The 18,650-nt window shown below is 32.7% G+C and carries 19 protein-coding genes and 1 tRNA gene; 9 read left to right on the forward strand and 11 right to left on the reverse strand.

Annotated features, from left to right (window positions below; translation table 11 throughout):
• Nucleotides 1-16: 16 nt before the first annotated feature.
• Genes tpiA through Q0876_RS09290 form a run of 5 tightly spaced genes read right to left on the reverse strand, consistent with a single transcriptional unit; the run spans nucleotide 17 to nucleotide 4,033 of the window.
• Nucleotides 17-766: a triose-phosphate isomerase gene (tpiA, locus tag Q0876_RS09270; protein ID WP_299226660.1), complete on the reverse strand. Its 750-nt coding sequence runs from the start codon at nucleotides 764-766 to the stop codon at nucleotides 17-19.
• A 36-nt stretch (nucleotides 767-802) separates the two neighbouring features.
• On the reverse strand, nucleotides 803-1,291 hold the full coding sequence (locus Q0876_RS09275) for a TlpA disulfide reductase family protein (protein ID WP_299226663.1): 489 nt from the start codon (nucleotides 1,289-1,291) through the stop codon (nucleotides 803-805).
• Nucleotides 1,292-1,296: 5 nt separating this feature from the next.
• Nucleotides 1,297-2,373, reverse strand: a complete 1,077-nt coding sequence (locus Q0876_RS09280; RefSeq protein WP_299226747.1) for an ABC transporter permease — start codon at nucleotides 2,371-2,373, stop codon at nucleotides 1,297-1,299.
• A gap of 11 nt (nucleotides 2,374-2,384) precedes the next feature.
• Nucleotides 2,385-3,479, reverse strand: a complete 1,095-nt coding sequence (locus Q0876_RS09285; RefSeq protein WP_299226666.1) for a BT_3928 family protein — start codon at nucleotides 3,477-3,479, stop codon at nucleotides 2,385-2,387.
• 17 nt (nucleotides 3,480-3,496) lie between these two features.
• Nucleotides 3,497-4,033: a DUF1599 domain-containing protein gene (locus Q0876_RS09290; RefSeq protein WP_299226669.1), complete on the reverse strand. Its 537-nt coding sequence runs from the start codon at nucleotides 4,031-4,033 to the stop codon at nucleotides 3,497-3,499.
• Between the two features lie 130 nt (nucleotides 4,034-4,163).
• Between Q0876_RS09290 and folP the strand changes: the two genes are divergently transcribed.
• The 5 genes from folP to Q0876_RS09315 are packed head-to-tail and all read left to right on the forward strand — an operon-like array spanning nucleotide 4,164 to nucleotide 8,098.
• Nucleotides 4,164-4,937: a dihydropteroate synthase gene (gene folP, locus Q0876_RS09295; protein WP_299226749.1), complete on the forward strand. Its 774-nt coding sequence runs from the start codon at nucleotides 4,164-4,166 to the stop codon at nucleotides 4,935-4,937.
• On the forward strand, nucleotides 4,937-5,677 hold the full coding sequence (locus Q0876_RS09300) for a hypothetical protein (protein WP_299226671.1): 741 nt from the start codon (nucleotides 4,937-4,939) through the stop codon (nucleotides 5,675-5,677). The genes folP and Q0876_RS09300 overlap by 1 nt, the downstream gene beginning before the upstream one ends.
• 35 nt (nucleotides 5,678-5,712) lie before the next feature.
• Nucleotides 5,713-6,495 (forward strand): diadenylate cyclase CdaA, encoded by a 783-nt coding sequence (gene cdaA / locus Q0876_RS09305; RefSeq protein ID WP_299226674.1) that lies wholly within the window; start codon nucleotides 5,713-5,715, stop codon nucleotides 6,493-6,495.
• A 3-nt stretch (nucleotides 6,496-6,498) separates the two neighbouring features.
• Entirely contained in the window at nucleotides 6,499-7,287 is a 789-nt protein-coding gene (locus tag Q0876_RS09310) for a DUF3667 domain-containing protein (protein ID WP_299226677.1), read from the forward strand.
• A gap of 19 nt (nucleotides 7,288-7,306) precedes the next feature.
• Nucleotides 7,307-8,098 (forward strand): DUF3667 domain-containing protein, encoded by a 792-nt coding sequence (locus Q0876_RS09315; RefSeq protein ID WP_299226679.1) that lies wholly within the window; start codon nucleotides 7,307-7,309, stop codon nucleotides 8,096-8,098.
• 6 nt (nucleotides 8,099-8,104) lie between these two features.
• Here Q0876_RS09315 and Q0876_RS09320 read toward each other — a convergent pair whose 3' ends face one another.
• Both Q0876_RS09320 and truA read right to left on the reverse strand, forming a co-directional pair.
• On the reverse strand, nucleotides 8,105-9,871 hold the full coding sequence (locus tag Q0876_RS09320; protein ID WP_299226682.1) for an ABC transporter ATP-binding protein: 1,767 nt from the start codon (nucleotides 9,869-9,871) through the stop codon (nucleotides 8,105-8,107).
• 8 nt (nucleotides 9,872-9,879) lie between these two features.
• Nucleotides 9,880-10,620 (reverse strand): tRNA pseudouridine(38-40) synthase TruA, encoded by a 741-nt coding sequence (gene truA / locus Q0876_RS09325; protein WP_299226685.1) that lies wholly within the window; start codon nucleotides 10,618-10,620, stop codon nucleotides 9,880-9,882.
• 97 nt (nucleotides 10,621-10,717) lie between these two features.
• Between truA and Q0876_RS09330 the strand changes: the two genes are divergently transcribed.
• A complete protein-coding gene (locus Q0876_RS09330) occupies nucleotides 10,718-11,215 on the forward strand; it encodes a metallophosphoesterase family protein (RefSeq protein ID WP_299226688.1) in 498 nt (165 codons plus the stop codon).
• A 64-nt stretch (nucleotides 11,216-11,279) separates the two neighbouring features.
• On the opposite strand, the gene Q0876_RS09335 is transcribed toward Q0876_RS09330, so the two are convergent.
• On the reverse strand, nucleotides 11,280-11,690 hold the full coding sequence (locus Q0876_RS09335) for a DUF4293 domain-containing protein (protein WP_299226691.1): 411 nt from the start codon (nucleotides 11,688-11,690) through the stop codon (nucleotides 11,280-11,282).
• A 215-nt stretch (nucleotides 11,691-11,905) separates the two neighbouring features.
• Here Q0876_RS09335 and rho point away from each other — a divergent pair, with 215 nt between their 5' ends.
• Nucleotides 11,906-13,552: a transcription termination factor Rho gene (gene rho / locus Q0876_RS09340; RefSeq protein ID WP_299226694.1), complete on the forward strand. Its 1,647-nt coding sequence runs from the start codon at nucleotides 11,906-11,908 to the stop codon at nucleotides 13,550-13,552.
• A gap of 143 nt (nucleotides 13,553-13,695) precedes the next feature.
• Here rho and rpsT read toward each other — a convergent pair whose 3' ends face one another.
• The 3 genes from rpsT to proS all read right to left on the reverse strand — a co-directional run bounded on the left by rpsT (nucleotide 13,696) and on the right by proS (nucleotide 15,661).
• On the reverse strand, nucleotides 13,696-13,950 hold the full coding sequence (gene rpsT / locus Q0876_RS09345; protein ID WP_299226696.1) for a 30S ribosomal protein S20: 255 nt from the start codon (nucleotides 13,948-13,950) through the stop codon (nucleotides 13,696-13,698).
• 25 nt (nucleotides 13,951-13,975) lie between these two features.
• A tRNA-Glu gene (locus tag Q0876_RS09350) sits at nucleotides 13,976-14,047 on the reverse strand.
• Between the two features lie 135 nt (nucleotides 14,048-14,182).
• On the reverse strand, nucleotides 14,183-15,661 hold the full coding sequence (gene proS, locus Q0876_RS09355) for a proline--tRNA ligase (protein WP_299226699.1): 1,479 nt from the start codon (nucleotides 15,659-15,661) through the stop codon (nucleotides 14,183-14,185).
• A gap of 100 nt (nucleotides 15,662-15,761) precedes the next feature.
• Between proS and Q0876_RS09360 the strand changes: the two genes are divergently transcribed.
• Both Q0876_RS09360 and Q0876_RS09365 read left to right on the forward strand, forming a co-directional pair.
• Nucleotides 15,762-16,781 carry a hypothetical protein gene (locus Q0876_RS09360; protein ID WP_299226702.1) on the forward strand — a complete coding sequence of 340 codons (1,020 nt, stop codon included), beginning with the start codon at nucleotides 15,762-15,764 and terminating at the stop codon, nucleotides 16,779-16,781.
• Nucleotides 16,782-16,830: 49 nt separating this feature from the next.
• Complete coding sequence (locus Q0876_RS09365) at nucleotides 16,831-18,348, forward strand: OmpP1/FadL family transporter (protein WP_299226704.1); 1,518 nt, start codon at nucleotides 16,831-16,833, stop codon at nucleotides 18,346-18,348.
• Nucleotides 18,349-18,650 lie beyond the last annotated feature (302 nt).

Genomic DNA, 18,650 nt, shown 5'->3' on the forward strand with positions numbered 1-18,650 from the left:
TTTTCGCTGTGCCTTATTAAAATGCATTGACTATAGCGTAAAAATCTTCAGCCTTTAGAGAAGCGCCTCCAATTAAGCCACCGTCAACGTCAGGTTTAGAAAAGATTTCTTTTGCGTTATTAGGCTTAACGCTACCACCATACAGTATTGAAACCTCATCTGATGTAATTTCGCCGTACTTATTCATTAATGTTTTTCTAATAAATGCATGCATATCTTGTGCCTGTTCTGGACTAGCAGTTTCTCCAGTACCAATTGCCCAAACAGGTTCATAAGCTAAAATAATAGCTTTAAAAGCTGAAGCATCAAGATGAAAGAGTGCCTTTTTAATTTGATTTTCAACAACTATTTCTTCATTTCCAGCTTTACGATCTGAAAGTTCTTCACCAAAACAAAAAACAATTCGCATATTGTGTGCTAGAGCTGTACTTACTTTCTTGGCCAATGACTCATCTGTTTCTTTAAAATACGCGCGTCGCTCACTATGGCCTAAAATAACAGTTTGTATTCCAATACTTTTAAGCATCCCAGCACTAACTTCTCCTGTATAAGCACCATCTTCTGCAAAGTGCATATTTTGAGCTATGACTTCAATATCATCTTGTCTTGTTGATTGAAAAGCGTGCCACAAATTAGTAAATGTTGGTGCAATCATCACCTCAGCATCAGATGTCTTTTCTTGCTGTTTTAATTCTGAAATTAAAGTTTCGGTTTGAATTAAACCATTATTCATTTTCCAGTTTCCTGCTACAATATGTTTTCTCATACTCTATTTCTTAAGTGCTTCTTTTGAAAAGCAATGTTAATTTAATAGTTCTTTAATACGTTCGTCATTAGCTTCAATAGCTTCAAAAAGCTCTATTTCGCCTTTAGAATTTACAATCATATATCTAGGTATCCAGTCAATATCAACAAACTTACCTAAAATGCCTTTTGTTCCGTTAGGCATGAAGTAATGTTCACCTTTGATTTGATATTTTTCAATGGCTCTTTTCCAACTGTCTACATTTCTATCTGCTGATAAAAACAAATATATCGCTTCTGGTTTTTCAACTTGGAGTGCATTGAGTTTAGGAAGGCCAATAATACAATCTCTACACCAACTTGCCCAAACATCAATTACTATTTGTTTTCCTTCATATTGCGATAATATATTTCTAAGTGAAACATGTTCGCCTTCTAAATCAATATATTGCTCATCCATGACTGCCTGTGAGAACTTAGCTCTCACTTCTTTTGAACAACTCGTAAATAAAGTAAGAATTAAAAGAATACTCGCTATTGATCTCATATGCTTTATTCTAATTTGACTTTTGGATCCAGCCAACCGTAAATTATATCTACAAAGATATTGATAATGATAAACAAAAGTGCTATGATTAATACAGAACCCATAATTACAGGTAAATCTAAAGTATTTAAAGCATTAACGATCTCCTTTCCAAGGCCATTCCATCCAAAAATATACTCTACGAATACAGCTCCAGCCAGCATAGATGCAAACCAACCAGAAATTGCAGTAACTACAGGATTCAACGCATTTTTAACTGCGTGACGTTTTATAATTTGAAATTCGCTTAGTCCTTTTGCTCTAGCTGTTCTAATAAAATCTTGATTGAATACCTCAAGTAATGAATTTCTCATCAATTGAATGACAACTGCTAAAGGACGTATCCCCAAAACTATCGCGGGCAGAATTAAATTCTTCCACTTGATTTGCATTCGTTCTCCAAAATCATCTAACTCGTATAAACTGCCTGTCATTTCAAGGCTTGTATATTCATGTAGAACATATCCAAAAAACCAAGCGAATAAAATAGCGCTAAAAAAAGATGGAACGCTCATTCCTAAGGTACTTAAAATTTGAATGGTCTTATCTAACCAAAGATCTTTATAGAGTGCGGAGATAATACCTAAAAACACACCTAGAATAATCGCTATTGTAATTGCCGAAAGTGCAAGTATAGCAGTATTAGGAAGCGTTTCTCCTATCACCTCTGTTACTTTTTTTCCTTGTTTAGTAAACGATTCTCTTAAATATGGAAATTTAATTACTGTAACTGTGTTTCTGATTGTAAATAATTGTAAAGCACTGTATTTGTTAGCTGCTAAAAAGGTGTAATCCTCAGCTTTTTTTGAATGAAACGATATCGGTGATAAATCATTAAGGTAGTACAAATATTGAGTGCTTAAAGGTTTATCAAAGCCATATTTTGCTTTTACTGCTGCAATTTGTTCACTATCTTCATTTTGTCCTAGCATCATTTGCGCAGGGTCGCCTGGTAAAACATTAAATAAAAAGAATATAACTGTTATAACCCCAAACAATGTGAGGATAGCATAAAATGTTTTATTTAATATATAGCGTAGCAGATGTTTGTGGTTTAAAACTCTAAATCATCAATATCGTTCCAATGTACTTTTTGTGTTACTGTTCCCTTTTCAAGCACGACGATTCCTGGATTGGCTCTAACGATAGTTTTCAATACTTTCTCATCACACAAATAAAATTCAAAATCTAAATTGTATGTGTCTTTAATTTCTTTCTTCTTTGCTTTACCTGAGGCAGTTAATCCTATAACAGTATATCCGCTTTTTTGAGCTTGGTCAGCCATCGTTTTAAGTTTTTGCATGCCTTCAAATTCGCTCTTGTCTAAATTATATGATACGATCATGACTAATTTTTCAGTTTCTAAAAATTGCTGTGTTAGATCTTCTGTTTCAGATTCGATAGAAAAATCTTGAATCTTAGGCACATCACCTTCTTGTACAACTTCAGTCTCAACACCAATGATCTTATCGTAGGTTTTTGGACCTCGCCCTCTATCTGTAAATACGTTCTCTTCGCCATTTAATGTATAGGTCCAATGATAATCAATAATTGCATCTTTAGCATCTGGAGGTAACTTCATGTTCTCTTGAAGATTATCACCTATTTTATAGGCTCTAAAATCGAATGTAGGTAAGTGCATTAACACATGGTAACCAAACCACAAACAAGCTATAAAACTTATCAAAGCTGCAACAGTTAAACCAAATTTATTAATTATGGGTTTTATATGTCGTTGCCCGATAAATAAAATAACAATCATTAGTAATAGAATGACATCCTTCCAAAAGGATTCCCAAGGATCTAGCTTTAAGAAATCTCCAAAACAACCACAGTCTTTTACTTTTTCAAAATAAGCCGCATAAAATGTTAAGAATGTGAAGAAAATAATCATTCCTAATAAACTCCATACCGTGAATTTAGGCTTATAACCAATGAGTAAAAATGCGCCTAAAACTACTTCAAAAACAACTACAAAAACCGAAATCCCTAAAGCATAAGGCATAAAAACTGGTAGGTCTAATACATCGTAACTAAAGTATTCTTGCAGTTTATAAGAAAAACCAAGAGGATCGTTAAGCTTTATAAATCCTGAAAAAATAAAAAGAGCTCCGACTAGGATTCGGCAAATATTTACAATTAACTTCATAGTTTAGGAGTTGAAAATTATTCACTTAAATGAATTAATGCAAATACCGAATAGTTGATCATATCCTGATAATTAGCATCAATACCTTCACTTACTAATGTTTTACCTGCATTGTCTTCGATTTGCTTTACTCGTAATAGTTTCTGCAATATCAAATCGGTTAGACTACTTACTCGCATGTCACGCCAAGCTTCGCCATAATCGTGATTTTTATCCATCATTAGTTGTTTGGTTACACTTATCTTCTCATCATAAAGCTGAGTCGCAGCTTCTAATGTTAAATCTGGCTGTTCAACAACACCCTTATCTAACTGAATCAAAGCCATAGTACAATAATTGATGATTCCTATAAACTCACTTACTTCACCTTCGTCAACTTTACGTTCATTATTTTGTTGCAACCCTCTAATACGCTGCGCTTTGATAAAAATTTGATCGGTTAAAGATGGTAATCTTAGAATTCGCCATGCGCTTCCGTAATCTTTCATTTTATTAATGAATAGACTTCTGCATTGCATGATGACATCATCATATTGTTTTGAAGTATCTTGCATTTAAAACATTTAATTTTCCGTAAATTTCGCATAAATTAATCACAATTAAAAACTTTAAACCCACTATATAGCTTTGAGTAAAACCATTAATTGTAAAGGTCAGCTAATAGATCTTAATCAACCCAAAATAATGGGTATTTTGAATGTTACACCAGACTCATTCTATGATGGTGGTAACTATAAAAATTCTATGGCAATAGTAAGCCAGGTAAAAAACATGATCGAACAAGGCGCAACTTTTATTGATGTTGGTGGTTATAGCTCCAGACCTAATGCAGATGACATTTCTGTTGCTGAAGAATTAGATCGTGTGGTACCAATAATTGAATTGATTTTAAAAGAGTTTCCTGAAACACTTATTTCAGTTGATACCTTTAGGAGTGAAGTAGCAGAACAAGCCGTTAATGCTGGTGCCTGTCTGGTAAACGATATCTCTGCTGGTCATTTAGACGAAAATATGCTAAGCACGATTGCAAAACTGAACGTGCCATACATTATGATGCACATGAAGGGAACACCTCAAACAATGCAGCAATTCATTAATTATAGTAATCTATTAAAAGATATCCTGTTTTATTTTTCTGAACGAATGGCCAAAGCAAGAGCTTTAGGAATAGTAGATATGATTATAGACCCTGGCTTTGGATTCGCTAAAACGATAGCTCAAAATTATGAATTGCTCAATAAATTAGAGCTTTTGAAAATTACTGAATTACCTATTTTAGTTGGTCTTTCAAGAAAATCTATGATTTATAAAAGTCTAGACATTTCACCAGAAGAAGCGCTCAATGGCACAACAGTACTCAACACTATTGCTCTGCAAAAAGGAGCAACTATCTTGCGAGTTCATGATGTAAAGGAAGCGATGGAATGTATTACATTAACCCAACAACTACAAACGTAATGAAGTCTTTTTATTTTATACTTATTTCATTGGTTTTCATCTCTTGTAGCAATGAAAAAACAATTTTACTTCCAGAGATAGAAAACGCAAAGATCACTGAAGTGCATGATGTTTCTCACGCCTATTTGTTTTATGATGAAACAAAAGTAGATAAGGTAGAGCTCAACCGAAAAAACCTAATAAGTACAACCAATTGGTTAATTAATGTAGATAAGCGATTAACTTTAGAGAGAGCCATTCCAAAAATTAAGCTTTTACAAGACAAAAAACGCAATGCTAAAATGCACAAAAATGAAGCTGCTAAAAATTACTACACCTGTAATGATACAAGTATAAAAAACTTAGGGTTTTTAGAGTTTACAAATGTTCATTACAATTTTGACAAAACAAATAATATAAGCACTGATAGTATTAAACCATTTAATAAAAAGGAATTTATAAAAGCTATTAGTGAAGTAAAATCATCGCTAATGGTAACACAAGGACCAGATATTACTCAAGAAATAATACTTTATTTTGAAAAAAATGAATTGGTGCATAATACGCTTTACTCTTTTGACTTGGGTCAAATTGAAACATACCTTTCAACTATATCTAAAATCAGGTCTACGAGTATTTTTAAATTAATATTAAAATTTAATCGTGCTTTATCATTTGGAGATTATATTAAAATAAAATCCTATTTAAATTCAATTGAAAGCAATCGCATTTCAATAAATAACAATGAATTCATTTATTAAACTTAATTTGTTAAATTTACAGAAACACGCTAGCCTTGGATAAATTCAAATTTTGGGATTTTGGGATTATCGATTTCATCGACGTATTTCTAGTTGCTATTCTACTCTATTACATCTATAAGCTTGTTAAAGGCACTGTTGCTATCAATATTTTTATTGGAATTATCGTTATTTATCTTGTTTGGAAAGTTACAGACCTTCTTGAAATGTATATGTTGCATAACATTTTTGATGGCTTTATGAAGGTTGGTATTATTGCATTGATCGTCGTATTTCAACCTGAAATACGAAAGTTCTTACTTATGGTAGGTTCTACAAACTTAAGTGGTCGTGGTAAACTCTTCAGTAAAATGAAGTTTTTAAAGAGTGAAGTTGATACCGAGACTAACATTGATGCTATTATAGCAGCTTGCCGAAAGATGGGAAGTACTCAAACAGGTGCTTTGATTGTATTGGAACGTAATAACAACCTCGATTTCTTGACCAATACTGGAGATGAGATGAATATTAAAGTAACTCAACCTATTATAGAAAGTATCTTTTTTAAGAACAGCCCATTACACGATGGTGCAATTATCATCGAAGGGAATGTGGTAAAGGCCACTCGAGTAATTCTACCCGTTAATAATGAAAAAACCATTCCGAATAGATTTGGTCTTCGGCACAGAGCTGCAGTTGGTATTACTGAAAAAACAGATGCTATTGCGTTAGTTGTAAGTGAAGAGACAGGTCAGGTTTCTTACATCAAGAATGGTGAATTTGTGATGTTTGAAAACATACAGGAACTACTTGAACTCCTAAAGAAAGATCTAGTGTGATTTATGACGTGTAAAAACTGTAATACAACTTTAAATGAACAGATCAATTATTGTCCGCTTTGTGGTGCAAAAATTGTTAAGAAGCGATTGTCAATGAAGACGATTGCTGCCGACATTAATGAGCAGTTTTTTAATCTTGACAATAAGCTACTAAAGACATTTATTCATCTGTTTACAAAACCCGAAGTGGTTATTGAAGGATTTATCAATGGCATTCGCAAAAAATATATTAGTGTCATTCAATTTTTTGCAATATCACTTACTTTAGTTGGGATCCAAGTGTTTTTGATGAATACGTTCTTTAGGGAAGCTATGGAATTAGATCCAAATATGTTTGGTCCTATGATGGATTCTGAAGCTCAAAAAAACAACCCTTTTAGAAATTTCGAATATGCTGATTACAATAATTACCAAAGCGTATTCTACGTGTTAAGCATTCCTTTTTCTGCCATTTCAACTTATCTCACGTATTGGATTTCTGATCTTAGAAGATTTAATTTCACAGAACATCTCGTAATTAACCTATACTACTCGGCTCAAATTATAATTATAAATGCATTTGTTACCATAGTTCTCTTATGTTTTGGAGTTAATTTTATGTTGATCTCTTTTCTATCTACTCTATTTATACTTATTTATTTCTTTCATGTCTTAAAACGAGTTTTCAATACGTCGTTATTAATGACATTTGTTCATTTAATTTTAGTAATGATAATATTAGGTTTTATATTTATTGTATTAATAGTATTAGTATCAATCTTAGGTTACTTTTTAGGTCGATATGTATTATAAAACTGATATGATTTAAAGAATGAATTGTAAAAATTGTCATATTGAACTCTCTGCACAAAGTGATTTTTGTAATCACTGTGGTGGTAAAGTGATACGAAATCGCCTCACTTTTAAGAACTTATTTGAGCACATTAGTGAAACCTTTTTCAATTACGACAATAAACTATTAAGAACATTTATTGATCTTGTAAAAAAACCTGATGCTGTTATTGGTAGTTATATTGATGGTGTTAGGAAACGTTATGTCAACCCAATTAGCTTCTTTGGACTTACACTAACTCTGGTTGGTCTTGAATGGTTAATTTTAAGAAAGTACTTTCCTGAACAACTCAATTTATCTTCATTAGCAGTAGGTGGAAATGAATCAACTCTTAATGCTATATTCAGTTTTGTACAGGACTATTCTTCACTCATTATGATGTTATCTGTTCCAATCTATGCTCTTATTTCTAGAATCGTTTTTTTTGACAACAAAAAATACAACTATGTAGAGCATATTGTGACCTTTACTTATATGATGGCATTTCTATCTTTATTAGGTGCAGTTATTAATATTATTGGTGTTTCATTTGGTGGTGATCTAGGGCTTATAACTTACATCAACTTACCTATGCAAATTATATACATATCTTACTGTTTTAAAAAACTCTACAAGATAAGTTTTGCTGAAATATTTGGAAGAATGATACTATCGTTTTTTATTTACATCATACTATATGTATGTGTTGTGGCAATTATATTGCTAGGTGTTTATCTAATTGAAGGAAAAGAATCTCTGATGTCTATTCTTAATGATATGAGACCTCAATAATAAAACCTAGGCGACTTCAGCATTCAAGAACTGAACCTCGTATAAATTTCTATAATATCCATTTTCTTTTTGCAGCAATTCATCATGTGTGCCCTTTTCAACAATAAGGCCAGCATCCATGACAATGATCTTATCTGCCTTTTGAACAGTAGCTAAACGATGCGCAATAACTATAGATGTTCTATCGTTAGTAATCTTTTCTGTTGCTACTTGGATTAATTGTTCTGAATACGCATCAACAGATGATGTTGCTTCATCTAAAACCAGAATACTTGGATTAGTAACATAAGCGCGTAAAAATGATATTAATTGTCTCTGCCCAGAAGACAACATCACACCTCGCTCTTTAACATTGTATTGATATCCATTAGGCAAACTCATTATAAAATCATGGATACCAATTTCTTTTGCTGCTTTTTCAACTTGCTCGTAGGTGATACTAGGATTTTTAAGTGTAATATTATTAAAAATGGTATCTGCAAATAAAAATACATCTTGTAAAACCACAGCGATTTGTGCGCGCAATGATTTTAATGTTAGGCTTTTAATATTTGTACCATCAATACAAATGGTTCCTTTTTGAATATCGTAAAATCGATTTAGGAGATTAATAATAGTTGACTTTCCTGCTCCAGTTGCTCCAACTATAGCTATGGTTTCTCCAGCTTTTACATCAAGTGTTAAGCCTTTCAAGACTTCTTCGTCTTCTACATACGAAAAATGAACGTCTTTAAACGCTATATCACCTTTAAATTCTGAAGCAATCATTGTACCTGTATCATCTATTTGAGATGTAGTGTCTAACACTTTGAACACACGATCAGCAGCGACCATTCCCATTTGTAATGTATTGAACTTATTTGCTATTTGATTTAAAGGTCTAAATAACATTGGAACATACATGATAAATGCAAATAAGTTTCCTTCGGTAGCTGTTCCTTGAACAACAACCATCAATCCGCCAACCCAAATAATAGTTCCAAGTGTAATAGACGATAAAAAATCGGCAATTGGAAAGAAAATAGAATTATACCAAACTGTTTTTAACCAGCCTTTTTTGTGGCGTTCATTAATAGTTTTAAACTTCTTATACTCGGTATTTTCTCTTGTAAATAACTGAAGAATTTTCATGCCAGTAACACGTTCTTGAACAAACGAATTTAGGTTAGATACTTCTGTACGTACTTCTTCAAAAGCACGTTTCATATACTTCTGAAAAATCTTTGTGGCATATAAAATGATTGGCATTGTTACAAAAGCGATCAAACTCAGTTTCCAATTGATAAACACCATGAAACCTGCCACAACCAACATTTTCAGAATATCGCTGAAAATCATGAACAATCCTTGTCCAAATATATCAGCAATACGCTCCATATCTGTAACTGTGCGAGTAATTAAAACACCTACTGAAGACTTGTCGTAATACTTCATTCTAAAGCTAAGGACATGCTCATACAATTTCACTCTAATATCCTTTACCACCGACTGTCCTAGCCAACTTGCATAGTATATAAAAAGCAGCTGACTGATCACTTCTACAACTAACAAAGCAAGCATCACTAAGATGTAGAATAAAAAACCATTATAATCTTGAATCCTTACATGATTATCTATTGCTTCTTGTAATACATAAGGTCTTAAAGCTCCGAAGATAGCCAAGCCAACAACACAAATAAGCGATACTATAAATACTAACCTGTACGGTTTAATATACTGCAATAATCGCTTAAAAAGTGATACGTCAAAAACTTTATTCTTTTTGGTTGTCATTAATATTCTTAAGGTTTTATCGTTTTAGGGTATTCAATTTTTGTTAAGTATAATCCATGAGCTGGTACAGAAAACCCTGCTTTACTTCTATTTTTAGATTTAATCACATCGTGCAGATCTTCTACATTCATTTTTCCAAGGCCAATATTTACCATAGTACCAACAATAGCTCTAACCATGTTTCTTAAAAAACGATCTGCTTTAATGGTAAATATAAATTGATCGTCTTGTTTCACCCATTGTGCATACATGATATTACAATAATACGTTTTTACATCTGTATGTACTTTAGAAAAGCATTGAAAATTATTATACTCCGATAAGATTTGACTTGCGTAATTCATCACGTCAAGATCTAAAGGTTTATGAAGTGCATAGCAAAAATCATGATTGAATACATTTTTCTGTTGAGAAATCTTATAGATATATGTTCTGCTAGTAGCATCAAAACGCGCATGTGCATTATTATTTACTAAAAATATATCATGAATAGCAATATCGTTAGGCAAAAAAGAATTCAATTTAAATACCAGTGTTTTATCAATAATATTGTTAAAATCAAAATGCGCAAACATTTGTGAGGCATGTACTCCTGCATCTGTTCTTCCAGCCGCCATAATAGACACATCTAAACGTAATAGTTTTGAAAGCGCTTCTTCTAATACTTGCTGAACAGAAATAGCGTTTGGTTGGTTTTGCCAACCATGATATGCTTTTCCGTTATATGATAATTCAATAAAATATCTCAAGTAAACCTGTATTTTTGTAAAGACACAAAGATAAATAGTTTTAATAGTTATTGTCTTACATTAACATAATTAAAAGATTTCTGTATTTCAAAATCCTATGACAAAGATTTTACTACTTTCAGATACTCATGGCTATATTGACGATGCAATTTTAAAACATGTTAAACAAGCAGATGAAGTATGGCATGCTGGTGATATTGGTGATTTAAGAGTAACTGATTCTATAAAAAAACTGAAACCATTACGTGCAGTTTATGGAAATATTGATGATGCTAAAGCAAGAGTTGAGTTTCCAGAACACAATAGATTCTTTTGTGAAGGTGTTGATGTTTGGATCACACATATAGGAGGTTATCCACCTAAATATAATAGTAGAACAAGGAATTTAATTAAAGGAAATCCTCCTCGTATTTTTGTTTGTGGTCACTCGCATATTTTAAAAGTAATGCCAGATAAACGTTATAACTTGCTTCATATGAATCCTGGAGCTGTTGGAAAACATGGTTTTCATAAAACACGAACAATGCTTCGTTTTACAATTGATGGTAAGGTTATTGATAATTTAGAAATCATAGAATTCCCGAAACGTTACTAATGACTAAAAAAAGCCCAAGGTCTTCACCTTGGGCTTACGCACTAAAATAATTAAGATAATAGGCTTATCGCAATCGATCTACAGATTTTACAAGTTCTTCATCCTTTTTTATGGCCTTATTGGCTAAAACCAAAAACACGATAGATAAAATAGGTAGAAGAATCCCAATACCTTTCTCAGAAACGTTAGTTTCTCCAGATATATTTAGCGATTGATATACAAATAATCCTAATAAAATAAAGTTTAATATGATGTTAAGTCGACCCAATACAAATTGAGACTTCCTGTTTTTGTAACTAAAAATCGAAATCAAAGATAATAATGCCGAACCTAAAAACAAACCAAAATACAAATAATCATCTTGAGCAAAAACAGGTTCATCTGAAATATTGGTCCATAAATGAAACACAAAAATAAGACCAGCAGAACTGATTGTTGCAATTAACAAATATACCGTTTGAATACGCTGTAGCATTAATTTCTAATTATTAAGGGACAAAATTAATAGTTTCTTTTTAAAAGATATATCAAAATTTAAAATAAAATTGTATTATTGCATATATAAATTGTTACCTACAGAGTTACAGTTTATTAATCTTCAGATTTTTTTCAAGTTTTTCCCAGTAAACGCATTTTAGAAAAGTTAGGATAAAATCAATTTCAGTTTTTAAACTTAATTATAAAACATACATGTTCGAAATTTCCGAATTAAAAGCAAAGAAGCTCCCAGAGCTTCAGGAGATAGCTCAAAAATTAAATGTACCTAAATATCGTACTCTTAAAAAATTAGACTTAGTCTATCAAATCTTAGATTTTCAAGCAGCTAATCCAGACATAGTAAAAAAAGAAGCTGTTAAAGAAGCTCCTAAACAAGAGCAAAAGCAGCAATTAAAACAACAACCAAAACAGCGCACAGAAAGGGTTCAAAAAAACACGCCTCAAAAGCAAAGTAATGGTCAACAAAAAATGGAGTTAGATGCTAATGATGAAAAGTCAAAATCTAATAATCAAAAGCAAAATAATAAAGACCATAAAAAAGACCATAATCAAACCAAACAAAAGGAGAACGATAACAAATCACAACAGTCTCACGATAATAAACAAAATAATCGTCAGAAAAATAATGATAATAAATCGAACTCTCGTCAAAAGGATAGCCACCCTCACAAGAATAATGGAAATAAAGATAATCGTAACCGCTACAGAGAGCCAGATTTTGAGTTTGATGCGATTATAGAAAGTGAAGGAGTACTAGATATCATGCAAGATGGTTATGGGTTTTTAAGATCTTCAGATTACAATTACCTATCATCACCTGATGACATATATGTGTCGCAATCACAAATCCGTTTATTTGGCTTAAAAACGGGTGATACTGTTCTAGGTCATGTAAGACCTCCTAAAGAAGGCGAAAAATATTTTCCGTTGATAAAAGTAAGTAAGATCAATGGGCAAAAGCCTGAAGTTGTTAGAGATCGTGTTTCATTTGAACATTTAACACCATTATTTCCACAGGAAAAATTCAATATCGCTGAAAAGCAAAGTACTATTTCTACGCGTATCATGGATTTATTTTCTCCTATTGGAAAAGGGCAAAGAGGTATGATTGTTTCTCAACCTAAAACTGGAAAAACCATGCTTTTGAAAGATGTTGCAAACGCTATTGCTGCAAATCACCCAGAAGTCTATCAAATGATTTTATTAATTGATGAGCGTCCAGAAGAAGTTACAGATATGCAACGCAATGTTAGAGGTGAAGTTATTGCATCTACTTTTGATAAAGAAGCTCATGAACATGTTAAGATTGCTAATATTGTTTTAGAAAAAGCTAAACGATTAGTAGAATGTGGACATGACGTGGTTATTTTATTGGATTCAATTACGCGATTAGCAAGAGCATATAATACTGTGCAACCAGCTTCAGGAAAAATATTGAGTGGTGGTGTTGACGCTAATGCTTTACATAAGCCTAAACGATTTTTTGGTGCTGCGCGAAATATAGAAAATGGTGGTTCTCTAACTATTATAGCAACTGCATTAACAGAGACAGGCTCAAAAATGGATGAAGTTATCTTTGAAGAATTCAAGGGGACTGGTAACATGGAGCTACAATTAGATCGTAAAATATCAAACCGTAGAATTTTCCCTGCTATTGACCTCACATCATCTAGTACAAGACGTGATGACTTATTGCTTGAGGATAATACGATACAAAGAATGTGGGTAATGCGTAAATATTTAGCAGACATGAACCCTGTAGAAGCTATGGAATTTATCAATGATCGTTTCAAACAAACAAGAAACAACGAAGAATTCCTTATATCAATGAATGGATAAAAACACTTAATTGAAATAGAAAAATTAGCCTTGAGTTACTTGATTCAAGGCTTTTTTTAATATATATACTGTTTTATAAAATAAATGCTATAAAAAAAGCCTCTCGATTAGAGAAGCTTTAATATGCTTTTACTAGCTTGTAATTACTTTAAAGTAGCAACATGTTTCGTTAAGCTAGACTTTAAATTAGCTGCTTTATTATTATGTATAATGTTATTCTTAGCTAACTTATCAATCATAGAAATAACTGAAGGTAAAAATGCTTTAGCATCTTTAGTTTTATCCATCTCACGCAATTTCTTTATAGCATTACGAGTAGTTTTATGCTGATATCTATTAATAAGACGTTTTTTTTCGTTACTTCTTATTCTTTTTAAAGCTGACTTATGATTTGCCATTGTATTTTTTTCTTATTAAAAATTGTAGCCCGTAGGGGAATCGAACCCCTCTTACCAGGATGAAAACCTGGCGTCCTAGCCGATAGACGAACGGGCCATTTGAGTCTTATTTAACTGTAATATCGTAATTCAACATTACATTTCAAATGAGCGTGCAATTATTCATTGCGGATGCAAAAATACAACTATTTTTAAATGTTGCAATACCTAATCAAATTTTTTTAAAAAAAAATTAATATGCCTTTGCAAAAAGCACTCTACCTTTAGATGGCTTCCCACTGTAGACACACTTTCCGCCTTCCTTAGTCATATTTAAAGGAATACATCTTATGGTAGCTTTAGTTAATTCTTTTACTTTTAATTCGGTTTCAGCAGTACCATCCCAGTGCGCTGAAATGAATCCTGTTTTTGTTTCTAAAACTTTTTTAAAGGTCTCAAAGTCGTCTACCTCAGTAGTATGAGAGTTTCTAAATTTTAAAGCTTTTGCAAACAAATCCGTTTGCATCGCTTCAAGTAAATTCTGAATAGTGGCAGTTAAATTCGTCATATCAATGACTTCCTTAGATAACGTATCACGTCTCGCCAATTCAATAGTTCCATTTTCTAAATCTTTAGGTCCTATTGCTATTCTTAATGGTACGCCTTGCAATTCATGCTGTGCAAATTTAGCTCCTGGTCTGTGCGTAGTCCTATTATCAAACTTACAACTAATCCCTTTAGATTTTAGCGCTTTAATTATAGTATTAGCTTTTTCAGTAATTGCATTTAATTGCTCTTCATTTTTATAAATAGGCACAATGACAACTTGAAAAGGCGCTAAATTTGGCGGCAAAACTAGTCCCTTATCATCACTATGCGTCATGATTAGTGCTCCCATTAATCGTGTAGAAACTCCCCAAGATGTTGCCCATACATAATCTAATTTACCCTCATTATTAGAAAACTTAACATCAAATGCTTTGGCAAAATTCTGCCCTAAAAAATGCGATGTTCCTGCCTGCAGAGCCTTACCATCTTGCATTAATGCTTCAATACAAAATGTTTCAACTGCACCAGCAAAGCGTTCACTTTCAGTTTTTACGCCTTTAATAACAGGTATAGCCATGAAATTTTCCGCAAAATCTGCATAAACATTATTCATTAATTCAGCTTCTTCTATGGCTTCTTTCTTAGTTGCATGTGCTGTATGACCTTCTTGCCATAAAAATTCTGCTGTACGCAAAAACAAACGTGTTCTCATTTCCCATCTCACAACATTTGCCCATTGATTTATTAATATAGGTAAATCTCTATAGCTTTGAATCCAACCCTTGTAAGTACTCCATATTATAGCTTCACTAGTTGGTCTTACCACAAGCTCTTCTTCTAACTTAGCATTTGGATCAACACGAAGCTTTCCCTTGTTTTCAGGATCGTTTTGCAATCTATAATGTGTTACTACAGCACATTCTTTTGCAAATCCTTCAGCATTTTTTTCTTCAGCTTCAAATAAGCTTTTTGGTACAAAAAGAGGGAAATAAGCATTTTGGTGACCTGTTTCTTTAAACATTCTATCTAATTCGGCCTGCATTTTTTCCCATATTGCATAACCATACGGTTTAATAACCATACAACCTCTTACAGCAGAGTTCTCTGCTAAATCAGCCTTTACGACTAGCTCATTATACCATTTTGAATAGTCTTCTTCTCTGCTTGTAAGATTTTTACTCATGATCTGTATTTTGGCACAAAATTTGTAATTATGTTAAATAAAAAAATAGTTCGACAAAACTAACTATTTTTGTAATGTTCAACAATAAAAATAAAGAGATATGCAATTTAATAACTACATAAAAACAAAATTGCCATTTTTTGTTGCACTAAGCTTTACATTTGTTCTAGCTTCTTGTGGATCATACCAATATGTTGGTTATGATAGTGATGGTATCTATAATGATGAAAATGAAGTTGTGGAAGAAGTTGAAGCTCCTACAGAAACTACAAGCAACAGTAGTTATTATAAAAATTATTTTGCAGAAAAATCAAATCAGTACAGTGACATCCCAACTGATGAAGAGGTCATATTTACAGATATTGACTCTTACTCTAGTGATTATATTGAAGACGAGCAACTAAATGGTGCTCAAACAGGGTATGCAGGTTGGGGCCAAGCTAACGAAAATGTAACCATAAACATTATAGACAACGGCTGGAATAACTGGGGCTGGAATAATCCTTGGTTATGGAATAATTGGGGCTGGGGCTGGAATAATTGGGGTTGGAATGCTGGCTGGGGCTGGGGCTGGAATAATTGGGGTTGGAATGCTGGCTGGGGCTGGGGAGGCTGGAATGCTGGCTTTGGCTGGGGAGGCTTTGGTTGGAATAATGGTTTTTGGTGCCCTCCAGGTTATTATAATAGAGGATATAGAGGTGTCGCTTTTAATGCAGGAAGAAGAGGTTATGGAAACGTATATGCAAGCAGAAATGCAATAAATAGAAGGTCTTATACATCAAATGGTATAAGAAGAAATTCAACTTCTTTTAACAATGGTCGATCTAGAGCAACTAGAAATACCACAACTAGAAGAATTAATAACAGAGGCACTACCACTAGAAGAAATACATCAGTAAGAACTACAAGACCTAATAGTACTACTCGTAGGATGAATACAACGACTACTAGAAGAAATAACACGAGAGCTAGAACTAACTCTAGTAGTTCTTCAGTTAGACGAAGTTCTCCATCTGTTAGACGATCAAGTGGTACTTCTCGGAGTTCATCTATGAGAGGTAGTCGTGGCTCATCTTCTAGATCTTCTGGAATGAGAAGTTCTTCTGGAAGAAGACGATAAATTGGTCATACATTTATTTAGCACTAAATTTCAAAAAAAAAAAATATAAATGAAAAAATTAAGTTTAATTGTCTTAAGTGTCCTTGCTATGTCTAATGCTATAGCACAAGATATATCTGATGCATTACGATATTCTCAAGACGAAATACAAGGAAGTGCTCGATTTAGAGCCCTAAGTGGTGCTTTTGGAGCTTTAGGCGGAGATATGTCTGCCGTTAGTGTTAATCCAGCTGGATCTGCAATATTTAATCGAAGCCACGCTTCAATATCACTATCTAGCTTAACTGTTGATAATGACATTTCGTTTTTTAATGGAAGAAGTTCATCATCAGATTCAAAAATCGACTTACATCAGGCAGGAGCTGCTTTCGTATTTGCAAACACCAATGAAAATGCATCATGGAACAAATTTGTTATTAGTATAGCCTATGATAAAACAGGTAATTATGATGACCAATGGTTTGCTTCGGGACAGAATACTAATTCAATTGACAATTATTTCTTAGCTTATGCCCAAGGTCAGCGTTTAGATCAAATATCAGCGTTTCCTGGCGAAACTATTTCTCAAGCATATTTAGAGATCGGCTCTACTTTTGGATTTGGGAATCAACAAGCCTTTTTAGGATTTGAATCCTTTATATTAGAACCAGATAGTGATACTGATGCAAATATAAATTATTCTTCAAACATTGCTCCAGGCACATTTAATCAACAATATGATTATGTAGCTAGAGGTTACAACGGAAAAATTAGTTTTAATGCTTCAGCAGAATATGAGAATAAATTATATTTAGGGTTAAATCTAAATGCACATTTTATAGATTATGAAAGGTTTACTTATTTTAGAGAATCTAATTCTAATGAAAATTCTGTAGTCACTAACGTAGCTTTTAACAATAGCCTGCTAACCAGAGGTAATGGTTTTTCTTTCCAATTAGGAGCAATTTACAAATTAACAAAAGAGTTTAGGGCTGGATTTACATACAATTCACCTACTTGGTTCACGATAACTGAGGAAACCACACAGGGCCTTTCTACTATTGTTAACGATATTGATGGAAGTTTCACTGCAAATGTGAATCCTAATGTGGTTAACGTTTTCCCTGATTATCGTTTACGTTCTCCAGGAAAAATCACAGGTAGTCTTGCTTATGTTTTCGGTGATAAAGGGTTATTAAGTTTTGATTATTCAAGAAAGGATTATACAAATATTGAATTCAGACCTGATTCTGACCCCTTTTTCATATCACAAAATCAAGTTATGAGTACTCTTTTTAAAGTAGCCAATACCTATAGATTTGGAGGCGAATACAAGCATAAACAATTTAGCTTCAGAGGTGGTTATCGCTTTGAAGAAAGTCCATATGAGGATGATTCTTTCTACGGAAACTTAACAGGTTATTCATTTGGTTTAGGTTATAATATTGGTAATACTCGAATAGATCTAACTTATGATAATGCACAAAGAACTATTGATAATCAATTGTTTTCAGTTGGCTTAACAGATGCCGCAACTTTAGACACAAGCAATTCAAATGTTACTTTAACTTTAGGTTTCAATCTGTAATAAGCTTCTAGCTACAATAGAAATAATCAAGGCTGAATTTTACAATTCAGCCTTGATTATTTATTTGCATTCATATCTTCTATTATATTAAATGGAAAGCACATTTTATCTAAATATACTTATAATGTATTTTTAAATCTTCTTCAGCATATACTATCATTAATAAAACATAAAAAAGCTGAATGGATTTTAATTCATTCAGCTTTTAAACTATCAAGTATCCATTTTATCTTTTCAGGGTAAAATGGGCTTTAAATTCTTTACGTTGACCATTATTAGGTTCGTTGTACTCTACCACAAAC

It is taken from the genome of uncultured Psychroserpens sp. (assembly GCF_947503375.1).
Lineage (GTDB): Bacteria > Bacteroidota > Bacteroidia > Flavobacteriales > Flavobacteriaceae > Psychroserpens.

Coding starts and splice junctions, on each gene's coding strand:
- rho (WP_299226694.1), top strand. CDS start 11,906: ATGTTCGAAATTTCCGAATTAAAAGCAAAGAAGCTCCCAGAGCTTCAG.
- Q0876_RS09320 (WP_299226682.1), bottom strand. CDS start 9,871: ATGACAACCAAAAAGAATAAAGTTTTTGACGTATCACTTTTTAAGCGA.
- Q0876_RS09315 (WP_299226679.1), top strand. CDS start 7,307: ATGAATTGTAAAAATTGTCATATTGAACTCTCTGCACAAAGTGATTTT.
- Q0876_RS09310 (WP_299226677.1), top strand. CDS start 6,499: ATGACGTGTAAAAACTGTAATACAACTTTAAATGAACAGATCAATTAT.
- Q0876_RS09335 (WP_299226691.1), bottom strand. CDS start 11,690: ATGCTACAGCGTATTCAAACGGTATATTTGTTAATTGCAACAATCAGT.
- Q0876_RS09360 (WP_299226702.1), top strand. CDS start 15,762: ATGCAATTTAATAACTACATAAAAACAAAATTGCCATTTTTTGTTGCA.
- proS (WP_299226699.1), bottom strand. CDS start 15,661: ATGAGTAAAAATCTTACAAGCAGAGAAGAAGACTATTCAAAATGGTAT.
- tpiA (WP_299226660.1), bottom strand. CDS start 766: ATGAGAAAACATATTGTAGCAGGAAACTGGAAAATGAATAATGGTTTA.
- Q0876_RS09290 (WP_299226669.1), bottom strand. CDS start 4,033: ATGCAAGATACTTCAAAACAATATGATGATGTCATCATGCAATGCAGA.
- folP (WP_299226749.1), top strand. CDS start 4,164: ATGGGTATTTTGAATGTTACACCAGACTCATTCTATGATGGTGGTAAC.
- Q0876_RS09275 (WP_299226663.1), bottom strand. CDS start 1,291: ATGAGATCAATAGCGAGTATTCTTTTAATTCTTACTTTATTTACGAGT.
- Q0876_RS09285 (WP_299226666.1), bottom strand. CDS start 3,479: ATGAAGTTAATTGTAAATATTTGCCGAATCCTAGTCGGAGCTCTTTTT.
- Q0876_RS09300 (WP_299226671.1), top strand. CDS start 4,937: ATGAAGTCTTTTTATTTTATACTTATTTCATTGGTTTTCATCTCTTGT.
- Q0876_RS09330 (WP_299226688.1), top strand. CDS start 10,718: ATGACAAAGATTTTACTACTTTCAGATACTCATGGCTATATTGACGAT.
- rpsT (WP_299226696.1), bottom strand. CDS start 13,950: ATGGCAAATCATAAGTCAGCTTTAAAAAGAATAAGAAGTAACGAAAAA.
- Q0876_RS09365 (WP_299226704.1), top strand. CDS start 16,831: ATGAAAAAATTAAGTTTAATTGTCTTAAGTGTCCTTGCTATGTCTAAT.